Genomic DNA, 15,006 nt, shown 5'->3' with positions numbered 1-15,006 from the left:
CGGCACATTCGAAAAGGAGTTTTAAATGAAAAAAAATCTGTTGAGTGTTTTGGCACTTTTTTTTGCGTTTTCATTGCTTTTTGCCGGAGGAGCAAAAGACGAAGGGGCTGCACAAGGCGTAACGACTGTGCGTATCGCTTTGTGGGACTATGACGTTGCCGGTTCGGTATATCCGGCTTTGTTTGCGGAATTTGAAAAAGCCAATCCCGACATAAAAATTGAAGTCGTAAACGCACCTGCAAACGATTACGAAACAAAACTTACCACAATGCTCGCTTCAGGCGACAGCATTGACGTTTTTTTTGCAAAGTCTAACACTTCGTATCCTACCGTAGTTGAAATGGATTTTGCAAAGGACTTGAATCCTCTAATAAAAAAATACAATTATGACGTTAAACCCTACGGAACCGTTCTCAAGCAGCATTATGAAATAAACGGCGGTTTGTACGCTCTGCCGTTCAGAACGAACGATTGGGTTTTGTACTACAATAAAGCTATGTTTGACAAAGCGGGACTTCCTTATCCTACAAACGATATGACATGGGAAAAATTCTTTGAGACTGGTAAAAAACTTTCGCACGGCGACGAGTACGGCTCTGCATTCTACCCCAAGCCCGGTTTTATTGTTCCCGTGTTGATCGGCGCTGTAGACGGGTTTGATATTTCCGTTTCGGATTTTAACCTGCTGGTTCCGGCTGCAAAAAAAGTTAAGGCAGCTATGGACGAAGGCGCTTGGGAAAAATTTGCGGAATCCGTATCTTTGTCTAAAGATCAGACCTTCTTTTTCCACGGCAAGTGGGGAATGTTTTACGACGGTTCGTGGTTTACGCAGATGCTTGAAGCAAGAAAAGATCTCGGCTTTAAGTACGGCATTGTGAAATCTCCGTATTGGGCGGGGACGGCTAAAAAAGGATTTGCAACTTCGACGCCCGTTCTTATGAGCTCTACTACTAAAAAAGAATCTGCCGCTTGGCGCCTCATAACGGGTATTTGCGGCGCCGAAGGAGCAAAGATGGTTGCAAAGTCAATGCTTGTGCCCGGATATATGAGCGGCGATATTATGAACACGTTTAAAGAAAGCGCAAAGCTGGATGAAAGTTCGATGAAGGCTCTTACAAACAATGTTTCTTACGGGCTTGGAGCCGCAAGTGTAAATTTGGCAAAACTTTCGGCGGCGTTCAATCAGGAACTCGAATCGTTCCTTACGAACAATCAAAGCGCCGAAAAGATGGCCGAAAATCTTAATAAACGGCGTGTGGAAATTTTGAAAAAATAAACTTTATGCACCCTCTAAAAACTGCGGTTTTTAGAGGGCACTTTAGCCGTATTCGCTTTTGAAAGTGAAATTTCAAAGGCGAATGACGTACACCGGTGAAGACGGCCGGCAGCAGCCTCTGCGCCGTATGAGACTTTCGGATTTTGGCTTTGGGCGCTGCATGTCTGAAAACTGCTGCCGGCCGTGTCCGATGTGATACTGTCGACCGGTATGGTTGTAAGTGCCGTGTTGCTTGTATTTGCCTTATTTTGTGAGGCCGTGGTTTTTTATTTCAGTTTATAAAAACGAGGTTTTAATATGGCGTCCGCCGTTTCAAAAACGAGCAAGATCGTAGTTAACCGTAACAGAAAAATGGCTTTTTTATTTTTACTGCCTAATATAATAGGTTTTGCAGTTTTTACGCTGATCCCTGTCGTGAGCTCGATTGTATTAAGTTTGATGAAGTGGAACGGGCGCAGCGCTGCAAAATTTGTAGGTTTAAAAAATTTTATAACAATATTTACTTCTTCCGACTTTCTCATAGCTTTGAGGAATACAGTAGTTTATACGGTCGGAACGGTTCCTTTTATAATCGCGTTTGCGCTTATTATCGCCTTTCTTTTGGAAAATGATTTTAAAGGGGCTGCGGCTGTCCGCGCCATGTTTTTCTTTCCGCATATTTCATCCATAGTAGCAATTTCGGTTGTATGGCAATTGGTTTACGCCAAGAGCGGGGTATTAAATAATTTTTTGACACATTTGGGGCTTACGGATCCTCCCGCCTGGCTTTCGGATAAAAACTGGGCGCTTCCCGCCATAATGCTCATGATCATATGGAAGGGCATAGGATACTACATGATCATCTATCTGGCGGGGCTTCGGAACATTGACAAAGCATTGTACGAGGCCGCCACCATAGACGGCTGCAACTCGTTCAGGCGATTCTGGCATATTACCATTCCCTCCTTAAAACCCATAACCTTTTATATTTCGGTCATGTGCATTATAAATTCGTTCCAAGTGTTTACGCCCATATACATAATGACAAAGGGAGGTCCGGGCAGAGCGACTACGGTTATGGTCTTGCAAATTTATCAGGACGCGTTTGTCAATTATGAATTCGGCGTCGCTTCGGCCGAAGCGATGGTCTTATTTGCTTGTATACTTATTGTCACTCTGATCCAGTTCAGAGGACAAAGAGACGATTGATGTCTTGAGGAAATCGGATATGAATAGAAAGGACAGTTTTAAAAAGTCGCTGAACATAGGAACCTTTATGCGCTATGCGGTGATATTTATCATCTCGCTTACTATGATCTTTCCGTTTCTTTGGATGATCAGCGCTTCTTTTAAAGACAGCTTGGATGTTTTTGTTTTTCCCATCGACTGGATTCCCGACACACCCAAATTTTCAAATTACGTTTACATATGGCAAAAAGTAAATTACGGTCTGCTTTTTTTTAACACTTTAAAAATTGCGGTGATAGTCACCCTGCTGCAAATTTTAACTTGCAGTCTTGCCGGTTACGCTTTCAGCAAACTTGAGTATCCTGAGAGAAATAAGATCTTTATCATATATCTTTCGACGCTTATGATCCCGTATCAAGTGATTATGATTCCTCAGTTTTCGATAATCAGAATGTTGGGACTCTCCAATACACACGCGGCGCTGATTCTGATACATGCGTTTAATCCTATGGGCGTGTTTTTAATGAAACAGTTTTTTGACAGCATTCCTAAAGAATTGAACGAGGCTGCCTGTATAGACGGGCTTAACGATTTTAACATTTACTATTTGATCATTATGCCGCTTTCGAAATCCGTTATAGGGACTTTAGTGATTCTTACTTCGGTTTTGATGTGGAATGATTTTATTGCGCCGCTCATATATCTGAATTCGGAAAAACTTTTTACGATACAGTTGGGACTTCGCAATATGATAAGCGAACACGCCGCCGAATATGCGCCTATCATGGCCGCTTCCGTAATTTCAATAATACCGATATTGATTGTGTTTTTAAAATTTCAAAAGTTTTTTGAACAAAGTTTGGTTTCTTCAGCTGTTAAGGGGTAGAATTTTATGTCAAACGATTATGCAAAATATATGAAAAAACCGTTTTCTCTTTCAGAATCCGACTGCGAGTGGATAGACCGCACGTTGAAAGGGATGACGCTTGAGCAAAAAGTTGCGCATCTTTTTTGCATATTGATTAAGGACAAGCCTGTCGAACGGATGATCTCGGAAATGCGTTCTCTTAATTTTCAGCCGGGAAGCTACATGTCGGATTCGTTTCCTGCGCAAAAAGTGAAAGATAATTTTTGTAAACTGCAAGCGGAGACTGAAATTCCTCTATTGTTTGCCTGTAATCTTGAGCGCGGAGCCGACGGAATTTGTACAGAAGGAACTTTTTACGGCACTCAGATGCAAACTGCCGCAACGGCGGATTCTCACTACGCTTACGAGCTTGGCAGAGTTTGTGCGCAAGAGGCCGCCGCCTGCGGAGCGAACTGGAATTTCGGTCCAGTAGTTGACATTGACGCAAATTTTCATAATCCCATAACAAATACAAGAGCTTTCGCCTCGGACAGAGATACTGTAATTGAATTTTCAAAGGCTTTTATTAAAGGACAGATAGAAGAAGGACTTGCGGTCTGCATTAAACATTGGCCGGGCGACGGGCAGGATGAAAGGGATCAGCACATGCTCACGTCTATAAACGGTCTGTCTGCCGCCGATTGGGACGCTTCTTACGGCAGAATATATAAAGAACTTATCGATTTCGGCGCGCAATCGGTTATGGCCGCTCATATTTTACAACCATCATATTCTCGCTTGCTTAATCCGTCTTTAAAAGATAATGAAATTTATCCGGGCTCGCTTTCCTACGAGCTTACCACAGGTCTTTTAAAAGAAAGGCTGGGCTTTAACGGTCTTGTAGTTACCGATGCAACGAGCATGACGGGCTTTATGCAGGTTATGTCCCGGCACGATGCCTTGCCTGTTTCAATAATGGCAGGCTGCGATATAATACTTTTTTCACTGGATATTAAAGAAGATTTTGATATAGCTCTTCAAGCCGTAAAAAACGGCCGCATCACTATGAAAAGATTGGACGAAGCCGTTTCAACCATACTGGCGCTAAAGGCGCATCTTAGGCTGCATAAAAAACTTGCGGAACAAAAGACGCTTGAAATCGATGATGTTTCTTCTTTCTTTTCCGACAGTCCTGCCAAGAAAAAAAACGTTGAAAGCGCGAAGGATTGCGCCGATAAGGCTGTAACGCTTGTAAAAGACGTTAGGCACCTTTTGCCGCTTGATGTAAAAAAATATAAGCGCGTATTGCTGCATGTTTTGGGCGATAAGGGCGGCTATCATGATCCTGTAAAAAACACTCATAAACTTTTTGTTTCGCTTATGGAAAAAGAAGGCTTTGAAATCACTTTATACGATTCTGAAAAGCTTGATTTACGTCCGATCGGCAACAGCGTTTCAAGCTTTGTGGAACGTTTTGACTTGATAATATATTATTGCAGCGTTAAGACGAGCGGCAGCGATACCGTTTCCCGCATAAGTTGGGCTCCCCCCGGCGGATGCAATACGCCCAGATATTTTAACGATATTCCGACGCTTTTTATATCAGTTGATAATCCGTATATGCTTTTTGACGTGCCGCGCGTTCCCTCCTATATAAACGGATATACGCCGACTCCTTATGTTATCGAAGCGATCGTTGAAAAAATAATGGGACGCAGCGATTTTAAGGGCAAGAGTCCTGTGGATCCTTTTTGTGGCCTGTTCGACGCCCGTTTTTGAGAGGCTGTGAATGCAGTATGCTGGGGTGGGGAAATACTTTCAAACAAATTTACGTTTTTCAAATATCAAATTTTTGAAAATATCAGCTAATAAAGCTATGTTTCAGCAAAAATTTGTCTGCTTATCATTTTTTATATTATTGCAAACATCCGTTACTTTTTAGCTGTTTGCCGAAAAATTTTTCTTGTAATATAAGCGTTCGGTAAGGCGTCATCTAGCATCATCTTAAACCGTAAAAACGGTTTTTCCAATGAAAAAATTAGTAAAATTGACACAGGCGTTGTATGGCGGTCGGAAACGAACGCAATGGAAGTCGAGAGATGAATTTTTCGATTCGCCGGATAACTGTTTTTGTGTTATTGTTAGTTATACGTGTGAAATATTACATTTATATTAATGTTTTACTTATTTTTTAATAAAACGAATAAATACCGAATATTTTATTTGACAAATCGATAGTTTAATATGATTATAATTATAGTAAAAGAGTTTTAGCATTTAGATTCATTATTCTGTACTGTATTTTAAATTAGAATGTTCATGAAGGGGGAATTAAAAATGAAGAAGTTTTTTTGTATTTTTTTTGCGTCATGTTTGTTATGCGTTGCAATTTCAGCCGGTGGAGCAAAAGATGAAAGTAAAAAGACAATAACATTTGGTTTTTGGGGCGACAGTATGGAAGCCAATATGAAAATGGAATTGGCAAAAGAGTATATGAAACAACATCCTGATGTTATCATTGAATTTGAATATACGGATGGAGCCGGTTATTTAACTAAATTACAGACATGGTTTTCATCTAATACTACGCCTGATGTTTTTGGCGTTGCAAGCGATATAATTACTAATTTTAAGGATAATCCGAATTTTACCGACTTAAATCCTTATATTAAAAAGGACTCTATGGGTAAATACTGGAATTTAAATACGATAAACAGTATGTATGCAAATTCCAAGGGGGAAGTGATAGCCGTTCCTTTTATTTCAAAGGTTTTTGCAATTGCATATAATAAAGATTTATTTGATAAAGCGGGCATCCCATATCCGAAGGATGATTGGACAGTTGAGGATATGATCAAAGCTGCACGCGCAATAACTTCCGGTGAAGGTGTAAATAAGATTTACGGAATTCGATGGGGCGTTAGACCGATGGAATTTTATCGAAACCTTTATGGCACTCCTGTATATGAGGTCGGCTCAAAAACGATAAATGCAAAAAACAATAAAGAGTTTAAATCTGCGATTTCATTATTTGCTGATACAATAAAAGAAGGTTTGGCACCGAATGAGACGGGCGGTGCTCTTTCTACGGGGGGCTTTGAAACAGGGCGTTTTGGAATGCAACTTTCTGCAACTTGGGATATTGCAACGCTCTTAAAACTTGCAAATAATTCGCTTAAATGGAACGTAGTTATGCTTCCCAGAAATTCGCAATTGAATAAAAAAATGTTAACTACTTACCGCGGTAATGGTTGGAGTATAAGTTCAAAGGCAAGACATAAGGATATTTGTTGGGATTTTATAAAATATATGTCTGCAACGGAAGAAGCGCAAAAGAAAGCTCAGTCCTTTGGACTTCCGGAATTGCAGAGTTTTGCCAAAAGTAAAGAATATTTGAATGACTTTGGGACAAGTTCATCGACTTATGATAAAACCGTATTTATTAAAATGCAGGAGCAGAGTACTTCCTTTACAAATATGGGTATGTATGCGCAGATAAATGATGTCATTAAAGTAAAGTATGAGCTTGTTCTTGCCGGCAAACTTACTGTAGATCAAATGGCCGAACAGGTACAACAAGAAGCGGAACAACTTATGGCCTCTCAAAAGTAGAGTGTTTTATTAATTTGGGAATTATCCGATGAACAAGACAAAAGTGCGTAGACTAAATGACACTTCATATTTGTTTTATTTATTTATTTGCCCTTGGTTAATAGGTTTATGCTTTTTTGTCTTGTTCCCCATGTTTTTTTCTTTATTCACATCATTTACTGATTGGAATGGAACTAATCGCCCAAGTTTTATCGGATTTAATAATTACAAATTTATTTTTACTGTAGACAAGCTTTTTCAGACATCATTAAAAAATACTATTTTTTATGTCGGTTTTTCTCTTCCGTTGAATTTGATTATTTCAATTGCTTTAGCTGTTTTATTGAATAGACGCAGCAAGTTATTCCATCTATTTCGGGCAATATTTTATTTACCAACTATATGTACCGGCGTTGCATCTTATATAACATGGCTTTATTTATATAATTCGGATTTCGGCTTTATAAATTTGCTTTTAAGTAAGATAGCTATTAGAGGCCCTCTTTGGCTTTCCGATACAAACACGGCTATGCTTTCAATAATAATTATGGACATGTTCGTATGCGGAACATCTATGACTATTGTGTTGGCAAGTCTACAGGAAATCCCGAGCATGTATTATGAAGTGGCGGATTTAGAAGGTGCAAATTCATTGCATAAATTTTTTTATATTACATTCCCAATGATAAGTCCTGTTGTGTTTTTTAATCTTTTGATAACTTTGATCAAAGGCCTTCAAATTTTTACGCAGCCGTATGTTATGACTGAAGGTGGACCTGCTAATTCTACGTATGTATATGGCTTACACTTATATAAGACCGCGTTTTTGTATGCAAATTTCGGCTATGCGTCTTCTCTTGCTTGGGTTCTTTTTATTTTTTTATTGATTGTAAGTGGGCTTATTTTTGCGTCATCAAGGTTTTGGGTCTTTTATGAGGAGAAGATTAAATAATGAAAAAATATACGTTTTTAAATAATTTATCTATTCATTTTTTCTTATTTTTATTCAGTCTGCTATTTCTTTTGCCGTATTTTTGGATGATTTCCACATCTTTAAAAACTTCTGAGCAAATAACGAATTTCATGGAAATAATTCCCGACCCGATCAGCGTTAGGAGTTTTAAAGAAGGTTTTGAATTAGTTCCATTTTTTAAATACATAGTTAATACTATGAGAATAGGATTTTTATGTGTTTTAGGAAGCATGTTCAGTTGTTCTATGGCGGGGTTTGGTTTTGCAAAATTTAGAGGAAGGGGGAAGAACTTCCTTTTTATAATTTTGCTTGCGACTATGATGGTGCCGCAAACCGTAACTCTTATTCCATCTTATATGCTGTATAGTAGGCTTCGTTGGGTAAATACAATAATTCCTTTGACACTTCCATCGTTTTTCGGGGCAAGCGCCTTTAATATATTTCTTATGCGCCAGTTTTTTTCTTCGTTGCCTAATGACTTGGCGGAGGCTGCTTTGATAGACGGGTGCAGTTGGGGGAGAATTTTCATTAATATATATATACCTAATTCAGTTGCAGCGTTGATGGTGGTTGCAATAAATCAATTGGTATTTGTTTGGAATGATTATTTAAGCCCCCTGGTATATTTGGGTAGGCCTTCCAAGTATACTGTTGCATTGGGACTTAATATGTTTAAAGGACAATACGGAGGTTCAATAGATCCTGGGCCTCTTATGGCAATGGCTTGTGTTTCAATTATACCTTTATTTATTTTATATGTCTTTTTTCAAAGATATTTCGTTGAAGGTATCGCTGCTTCCGGCATAAAGAGATAAAAATTCTTAATCGAGTTTTTTTATCATAAAATTATCTGCCATAATAGTACCTTGACTCACTAAAAACCCTGCGCCTCCAGTATAGTAATCCTCGCAGTTGGCTTTAAGTATATTTTTATTGTTTAATGATATTGTTATATTGCTTCCTATTCCGCTTATTTCAAGCGCTAACGGATTGTCAAGCTCATAATAACAAGAGATGCTTTTTACGATATGTTCCTTTTCTCCCGACATGATGATCAGTGATAATATTTGATTTTTATCAATTACTGCCGCATAAAAATGCCTATGCCCCTTTGTCCTAAAAGTCAAACCGAAGCGCGAAGCCATACATGGAATTATTGTTGCCGAAACCGAATAATTGTCCCATTGTTCTGTTCCAATATCTACAATTCCATTTTCTTCCGGATGAGAAATGGTAAAAGTATAGCGTTTATCGAATGAAAAATGTTTGGCTGATGAAGTAAATGCTTGCAGAGCCATAATAGGTTGCAAATTATTTTTGTTTTGATAAAAGCCGCCCTTTAGGGAAAATAAAATAGGACTTCCGCACCAATCCATTGATTTCAATAAAATTTTTGAATTACTATCCTTGTTTACAATTTGTAAACCTACACGGAAAACAGGCATCCCGTCTAGATCGTCAATAGTCCATTCGATATTTTTTTTATCATCTACATGTTCTGAAGGTCCGAAAAGCACTTTTAAGATGTCGTTTTTATCGTAATAAATTACATAAAGTTGAACGATCGGGTTACCTTCGATTTTTTTTATTTCAGCGCGGATGGTTTGTCCGTAATAGAGTGTAGGACTGCCTAATAACGAATAGCTACCATATCTGTCGTTACAGTCCCAAAAGGTTAAAGTGGAGATGGCGTCGGTACCTTCTGTTGTATCAATTACTAATCCACTCTCCATTCCAATCATATTCCCGTTGATTACGGGCGGCTTTAATTTTGCAAGAAGCGGGCAGTTTGTAAAACCTTGAACGGATCCGGGAAGCTCAAAAGAAAAACGAGGAATTTTCTTGTTTTTCTTCTTATTATAGAGCAAATTATGTAATTTTAAAAGTCTTCGGGTCTGAATAACGGCATCAGTAACACATTGTGAGCCATAGCTTGTTATACAATAGAATCTGTCTGCAATTGGGGAACGATAATCGAATTCTTTATTTATTGCATCTAATCCAAGTCGTATTCCATTTATACAGCAAATATTTGCGGCATTACAGTCTGTGTCCCACCCTGATGATACGGCAATTTCCAATGCTTTTTTAAAACTATCTCCGCCTAAGATCAGAGAACTTAACAGCAATGTAAGATTTGGAATTACATGACAGTTTCCAGGATATAAGTGATAGCCGTAGTTTTCATCCAAAAAATTACGTACATCTCTCCAATTATTATTTTTTTTACATATGCTTATAACATTGTTTATGATATTTGTAAGATTTTTTGACCAGGGTGCTGAAGTTAAAGATAATTGTATTAATTTTTCCAAATTATCTATACTAAAAGCCAGGGCTTCCATTGTAGCTAAAAAACAAGCGGATTCAACGGCAATTCCGTCATGACTGACGGATGCTGCTTGTTTAACAAGCTCTCTCGCTTTTTGAGGATCATCGGGACAAAGCATAGCAAATCCATCCATAAAGATTTGCGCACCTATTTGCTCCGCTATTCCTTTACCGTTTAATTCAATTGAGCCGCTTTGGGGAGATTTATACCCTGTTCTTAGACGCGAATATGCCGTGTGTTCGGTTGAGCGTCCAACACCGCCCCACCAAAATGTAGATCTTTCTTCAATTATGTAATCAAGCCATGTTTCTCCGAAATCCTTTGCATCTATATTATGAATGTCTTTTGCATCGTCAAGAGTTCTTAAAAAGGCGAACGTGCCGGAAAGGTCGTCATCGGGAACATGCAAAGGCATATCCAATTCTTTGTTGACATAATGATCGACAATTCCGAAAGTTTCTCTTATCCTATCATAAGACCAGCCTTCAACGGGACGTCCGAAATAAACTCCTATTATCTTTCCTAAAATACCGCTGTATAATTTTTCTTTATATTTATTTTTCAACTCCCGTCTTTCTCCGCTTCTATTTTTACCCTTCTACTAGTTTTCCTGTTAAATATTTATGTAAAATACTTCCTGCAAAAACTTCATATTCCATACCTTCTTCAAAAGCTTTTGCTTTTAGATTATTCATATCTTGCTTGGCAAGCATTATATCCATCTTTTCACTTTTCATAAGCATACTTTCAGCAGCTTTTTTTAAATCGTTATTAAGATCATAAAAATTTTTTACCGATTTCCATTCATCATTTTCTATGGATTCATATAGCTCTTTCTCACTATTCATTTTCTTCTCCTTCCCAATCAAGATATTTTGCCGTATATTTTCTACTCGGAAAAATGGTTTTCAAAAAACAAATATTATTTTCGAGTACACAAGGGACTACATATACATATCTATCAATTTTAACAAGAAGCAAAAGTTGATTCGCATATTTTTCTTTATTCGGATTTTCTAAAATATCCAACAAACCGTCTTGTTCAATTGCTACAATAATTTGCTCAAAAGATATATTTCTGTTTCTTTTAAGCATCATATTCTTTTCATTATTCCAATCGAATATCATACTGTAAAATAATATATCACTTTTTCAGTCTTTTAATAATAGAACTAGGTTATTAATTTAGCTTTTACCCTTTTATTTCCGCATCTGCTATGACAACTTTTACGCCCTGGTCTATGATTTTTTTGACTTCGACAGGATCGGCAAGGGAATCGGTTATAACAATATCAATGCTGGAAATGCTTGCCGTATTAAAGCTGAACGTCTTGCCCAGTTTGGAGCTGTCGCAGGCAACTATTTTAAGTCCCTTGCTTTGCTTTAGAAATTCCTGATTTATCATCGTTTCAGGGTAAAAAGCCGTGGTTATGCCGTCCGAGGCGGACAATCCGTTTACTCCCAAGACCGTAACGGAAGAAAAAATCTTATTGATAAGATAAGTTGCCAAAACTCCCGAATAAGAAAGATTTTTGGAATTAAATTCGCCGCCGGTAGAAATAAGAGAAGCGTTTGTATTCCTTAAAAATGTAGATGCCAAGGAATTATTCGTAATTACGGTGATGTGCTTATTTTTTACGGCTTTGATTATTTCAGTCGTGGTGGTTCCCGCATTTAAGAATACCGTATCGCCGTCTTTTACATATTGCGCCACAACTTGCGCGATATGCTGTTTCTGTTCCTGCGCGATTATTCCCTTGTTTGCATAACCCGGCGCTTCGTCGGCATTTTGTGTGACAAGCCTTGCCCCTCCGTGGAAACGTTTTATTATGCCCGCTTTGGCAAGGGCTTCAAAGTCGCGGCGCACGGTAAGCTCCGAAACATTGAGCTTTTGACTTAATTCCGTCACATATATGGGATTTTTTTTGTTTAACAGTGCGATTATTTGCTGATGGCGCTTATCGACGATTTCTTTACTCTGTTTCATAATAATTTCAATTTATAAGACGACCTTACGCTTCAAATTCGTAAAAGGCAATTTCATTTATTTCTCTGTTGGTAGAAACAATACGGTCTTTATTCATAAAGTTGTATACAAGGACGTTTGTGCTCCCGCAATCTTTGTCTAAAATTTCCGCACGGTATCCGTTGTCGTATGAAAAAACGTAAAGATCGCGGCTTTCACCTTTTCGATGTCCGATCACTGCGACCTGCTTGTTTTTTACGGCTCCTGCCCATATCGCATGTACAAATTCAAGTTTTTTGGGAAATTCATAAACGCATTTCCATGAATTATCAGAATCTTGTTTTTTAAAGAATTTTACGGTATTTCCGTGGAAGGGCGACAGGGTTACCATTTCATCCTGTCCGTCTCCGTCAAAATCCGCAAAGGCCATATCGCTTGTTTCTTCATCAAGAAGTTTTTCTACCGACCATTTAGAATCTTTGTCCGTAGGAGGATGAATTTCAAAAATTCCCACTGCCGATGAGATTACGGAATAATCCCCGTTTTTGTCGTGCCGGCGAATATATCCGTGATTTTTTAAAAGAGAGTCAACGACAACTTGCATCTTTAATTCGGCATTTTCAGGCTCGGGCGGCAGTTCGCAGGCCAAATATTGTCCCGGAAAGCGCCAGTCGTCTTCATATTCCTTTGATTTTTTTATGGTGGCGCAAACTAAATAACGCTTGCCGTTAGATTCAAGCACGTCAAATCTGTGCGCATAAGGTACTTTTATGAGAGTCTTTTCCTTCCAGCCTTGCGCCGTCGGACGCACCAAAACTATACACGCCTCATCCGCATTGTTCGGCGAAAACATTTTTTTTGTCGCGAGAAATGCGCCGTTTTCTCCTTGGAGAGGAACGATCGACATGGTGCCGCTGGGTCCCTTCCATATTGTCTCTACGAACTTGCCTTCCGGTGTAAACAGCAAACAGTCGTCTTCTTTTTCCGCAGCAACGGCAATGTAAGGTTTATCGTTGTGTTGCAGTTGCGCTATTGAATAACACTTTTGCATGGGATAAACGGCTTTTTTTATCGCTTTCATAGATTTCCTCTGATTTTTTGAATGAATATTCATAAAATAAACATAATATATGAATATTTATAGTTTATTATAGATCATAATGGGAATTAGTCAATAAAGCGTCCAAAATAAGTCCAAAATAACGGCGGAACATATGTGTGCGCGCCGCAAGTAAAAAACGCGTGCGATCGGAGTGTTTGCCGACGACTAAATTAGAACTCTATTAATGTACAGTATTTTGCACCAATTCAAGCCATCTTTTCTTATATTCATCGTATCCTGTAAAAATGCCGGGGATGTCGGACGTGTATTCAATATTTATCGATTTTGAAAGTTCTTCCGTACTCTGCTTTGTAGCGGCCATTATCGCGGTGATCGCAGCTCCCGCTGCGGTCGCTTCTTCCATGCTTGTTCTGAAAGTCTTGTTTTCGCCTAGTGCGAATGCGAGCAAAGAATTGTAAAGTTTGTTTTTTCTAAATCCGCCTTCCGTAAAAATTTTAGTACCCGACTTAAGTCCTGAACGTCTTAAAGCCGTCTCCGTTTGAATAACCAGCGAAGTATCCAGTGCGGCAAAAAAAGCCTTTTCGTTTTTTACAATTTTCGGTATGGTTTTTCCGGATTGAATTTCTTTAAGGGAATAAAATTTCCCTTTTTCGCTTATTCCCGGCTTTGAACCTGTGAATTGTCCCGTAGACGGCAGAATTTCAGGCAAAATAAACGTGTCGCAATCTTTAAACAGTTTGTTTACTTCTTCTTCGGAATATGAAGGAAATGCCTTTGTGTTATTTATGCTTTTATAACAGTTGATCCATGTGTCGAATTCCATTCCGCCGAGAAAAATGGATGTTTTTATGGGATTACCGAATGCGGATTGGTTAAAAAAAACCGTTTTTCCCAAATCTTCAGGATAAAGCTCCAAAGAATCCTGCGGATGCATTGAAACGCACCAAGTCCCCGTAGAATTGAGAACAAAGTCATTGCCGCTTTCCTTTATGAGGTAGGGCAGAATCGAAGCGTTTGAGTCGTGAATCCCCATCGTTACATAAGTTTCCGTCGAAAGCTCAAGCTCTCTTGCGGCGTATTTTGTGAGAGTTCCCAGAATGCTGCATGTGTCGGCGCAGTTTTTGGGCAAGAAGTTTTTTATTTCAAGTTTTTCAGCTATGTTCGACCAAGACCGAATTTTATGATCCCACAGATAAGTATGACATCCTGCATATGTGGGTTCAACGCCTGCAATGCCTGTAAGAAGAAATCCCCAGTATTGCGGATAAAATAAAATATTGTTTGTCTTTGCGAATTCTGCCGGAAAATATTTTTTCAGATAAAAAATTCCTTTTGCGAGATTTATCATTGCATCAAATGCGGGAGAGAACGTGCTTTTTTGAAGATCCGTCTTGTTTCCGGCCAGGGCGTAAAACTCGTTTTGAAATTCCACTCCCGGTTCTTCCGTGTAAAATATGCACGGAGCGCAGGCGCGGCCTTTATTGTCCGTGCATACGAAAGTCGCCCCGTGCGTGGAAACAGAGACGGCCTTTATAGGATATTTTTTTGCGAATAACCGTATCTGTTCGAAAAACCATTTTTTCATTTCGTCAAGATCATGGGTTTTCAGCTCTTGTCCTGTAACGGGATTTTTTATGATGAGAGGCTCAAAAGTCTTGTATGCCGCATCCAGCTGTTTAAGGGCGGCGTCATAAACTGCGACTTTCTTGTTTGTCATTCCTATATCGATGACAGCTACGGCGTATTCCATGTTGTTTCCTCTCCAAATAATTTTACAATAAGCAATTTTAA

At 38.8% G+C, this 15,006-nt stretch carries 13 protein-coding genes; 7 read left to right on the top strand and 6 right to left on the bottom strand.

The window, feature by feature from the left end:
* Positions 1 to 25 precede the first annotated feature (25 nt).
* The 7 genes from HRQ91_RS09075 (at position 26) to HRQ91_RS09045 (ending at position 8,669) form a co-directional block, all read left to right on the top strand.
* Positions 26 to 1,276 (top strand): ABC transporter substrate-binding protein, encoded by a 1,251-nt coding sequence (locus tag HRQ91_RS09075; RefSeq protein WP_210119249.1) that lies wholly within the window; start codon positions 26 to 28, stop codon positions 1,274 to 1,276.
* Between the two features lie 297 nt (positions 1,277 to 1,573).
* Positions 1,574 to 2,464 carry a carbohydrate ABC transporter permease gene (locus HRQ91_RS09070; RefSeq protein WP_210119248.1) on the top strand — a complete coding sequence of 297 codons (891 nt, stop codon included), beginning with the start codon at positions 1,574 to 1,576 and terminating at the stop codon, positions 2,462 to 2,464.
* A 19-nt stretch (positions 2,465 to 2,483) separates the two neighbouring features.
* Positions 2,484 to 3,329 (top strand): carbohydrate ABC transporter permease, encoded by an 846-nt coding sequence (locus tag HRQ91_RS09065; RefSeq protein ID WP_210119247.1) that lies wholly within the window; start codon positions 2,484 to 2,486, stop codon positions 3,327 to 3,329.
* 6 nt (positions 3,330 to 3,335) lie between these two features.
* Positions 3,336 to 5,069 carry a glycoside hydrolase family 3 protein gene (locus HRQ91_RS09060; protein WP_210119246.1) on the top strand — a complete coding sequence of 578 codons (1,734 nt, stop codon included), beginning with the start codon at positions 3,336 to 3,338 and terminating at the stop codon, positions 5,067 to 5,069.
* A gap of 558 nt (positions 5,070 to 5,627) precedes the next feature.
* The gene (locus HRQ91_RS09055) at positions 5,628 to 6,902 is read left to right on the top strand and encodes an ABC transporter substrate-binding protein (protein ID WP_210119245.1); all 1,275 of its coding nucleotides are present in this window, start codon (positions 5,628 to 5,630) and stop codon (positions 6,900 to 6,902) included.
* A 28-nt stretch (positions 6,903 to 6,930) separates the two neighbouring features.
* Entirely contained in the window at positions 6,931 to 7,833 is a 903-nt protein-coding gene (locus HRQ91_RS09050; protein ID WP_210119244.1) for a carbohydrate ABC transporter permease, read from the top strand.
* Entirely contained in the window at positions 7,833 to 8,669 is an 837-nt protein-coding gene (locus tag HRQ91_RS09045; RefSeq protein WP_210119243.1) for a carbohydrate ABC transporter permease, read from the top strand. The genes HRQ91_RS09050 and HRQ91_RS09045 overlap by 1 nt, the downstream gene beginning before the upstream one ends.
* Before the next feature lie 6 nt (positions 8,670 to 8,675).
* On the opposite strand, the gene HRQ91_RS09040 is transcribed toward HRQ91_RS09045, so the two are convergent.
* The 6 genes from HRQ91_RS09040 to HRQ91_RS09015 form a co-directional block, all read right to left on the bottom strand.
* Positions 8,676 to 10,751: an ADP-ribosylglycohydrolase family protein gene (locus HRQ91_RS09040; protein ID WP_210119242.1), complete on the bottom strand. Its 2,076-nt coding sequence runs from the start codon at positions 10,749 to 10,751 to the stop codon at positions 8,676 to 8,678.
* A gap of 25 nt (positions 10,752 to 10,776) precedes the next feature.
* A complete protein-coding gene (locus tag HRQ91_RS09035; RefSeq protein ID WP_210118028.1) occupies positions 10,777 to 11,034 on the bottom strand; it encodes a hypothetical protein in 258 nt (85 codons plus the stop codon).
* Positions 11,027 to 11,314 (bottom strand): toxin, encoded by a 288-nt coding sequence (locus HRQ91_RS09030; protein WP_210118029.1) that lies wholly within the window; start codon positions 11,312 to 11,314, stop codon positions 11,027 to 11,029. The genes HRQ91_RS09035 and HRQ91_RS09030 overlap by 8 nt, the downstream gene beginning before the upstream one ends.
* Before the next feature lie 64 nt (positions 11,315 to 11,378).
* Positions 11,379 to 12,173, bottom strand: coding sequence for a DeoR/GlpR family DNA-binding transcription regulator (locus HRQ91_RS09025; protein ID WP_210119241.1), 795 nt, complete (start codon positions 12,171 to 12,173; stop codon positions 11,379 to 11,381).
* A gap of 25 nt (positions 12,174 to 12,198) precedes the next feature.
* Positions 12,199 to 13,233: a hypothetical protein gene (locus HRQ91_RS09020; RefSeq protein ID WP_210119240.1), complete on the bottom strand. Its 1,035-nt coding sequence runs from the start codon at positions 13,231 to 13,233 to the stop codon at positions 12,199 to 12,201.
* Positions 13,234 to 13,435: 202 nt separating this feature from the next.
* Positions 13,436 to 14,965 carry an FGGY family carbohydrate kinase gene (locus HRQ91_RS09015; protein ID WP_210119239.1) on the bottom strand — a complete coding sequence of 510 codons (1,530 nt, stop codon included), beginning with the start codon at positions 14,963 to 14,965 and terminating at the stop codon, positions 13,436 to 13,438.
* Positions 14,966 to 15,006: the final 41 nt, after the last annotated feature.

Source organism: Treponema parvum (assembly GCF_017893965.1).
Taxonomy (GTDB): domain Bacteria; phylum Spirochaetota; class Spirochaetia; order Treponematales; family Treponemataceae; genus Treponema_D; species Treponema_D parvum.
The sequence above is the reverse complement of the archived record's forward strand: the minus strand, read 5'-3'. Positions and strand labels throughout refer to the sequence as shown.

Excerpts from the sequence above, each read along its gene's own strand:
- HRQ91_RS09075 (WP_210119249.1), top strand. The coding sequence starts at position 26 with ATGAAAAAAAATCTGTTGAGTGTTTTGGCACTTTTTTTTGCGTTTTCA.
- HRQ91_RS09070 (WP_210119248.1), top strand. The coding sequence starts at position 1,574 with ATGGCGTCCGCCGTTTCAAAAACGAGCAAGATCGTAGTTAACCGTAAC.
- HRQ91_RS09065 (WP_210119247.1), top strand. The coding sequence starts at position 2,484 with ATGAATAGAAAGGACAGTTTTAAAAAGTCGCTGAACATAGGAACCTTT.
- HRQ91_RS09060 (WP_210119246.1), top strand. The coding sequence starts at position 3,336 with ATGTCAAACGATTATGCAAAATATATGAAAAAACCGTTTTCTCTTTCA.
- HRQ91_RS09055 (WP_210119245.1), top strand. The coding sequence starts at position 5,628 with ATGAAGAAGTTTTTTTGTATTTTTTTTGCGTCATGTTTGTTATGCGTT.
- HRQ91_RS09050 (WP_210119244.1), top strand. The coding sequence starts at position 6,931 with ATGAACAAGACAAAAGTGCGTAGACTAAATGACACTTCATATTTGTTT.
- HRQ91_RS09045 (WP_210119243.1), top strand. The coding sequence starts at position 7,833 with ATGAAAAAATATACGTTTTTAAATAATTTATCTATTCATTTTTTCTTA.
- HRQ91_RS09035 (WP_210118028.1), bottom strand. The coding sequence starts at position 11,034 with ATGAATAGTGAGAAAGAGCTATATGAATCCATAGAAAATGATGAATGG.
- HRQ91_RS09030 (WP_210118029.1), bottom strand. The coding sequence starts at position 11,314 with ATGATATTCGATTGGAATAATGAAAAGAATATGATGCTTAAAAGAAAC.
- HRQ91_RS09025 (WP_210119241.1), bottom strand. The coding sequence starts at position 12,173 with ATGAAACAGAGTAAAGAAATCGTCGATAAGCGCCATCAGCAAATAATC.
- HRQ91_RS09020 (WP_210119240.1), bottom strand. The coding sequence starts at position 13,233 with ATGAAAGCGATAAAAAAAGCCGTTTATCCCATGCAAAAGTGTTATTCA.
- HRQ91_RS09015 (WP_210119239.1), bottom strand. The coding sequence starts at position 14,965 with ATGGAATACGCCGTAGCTGTCATCGATATAGGAATGACAAACAAGAAA.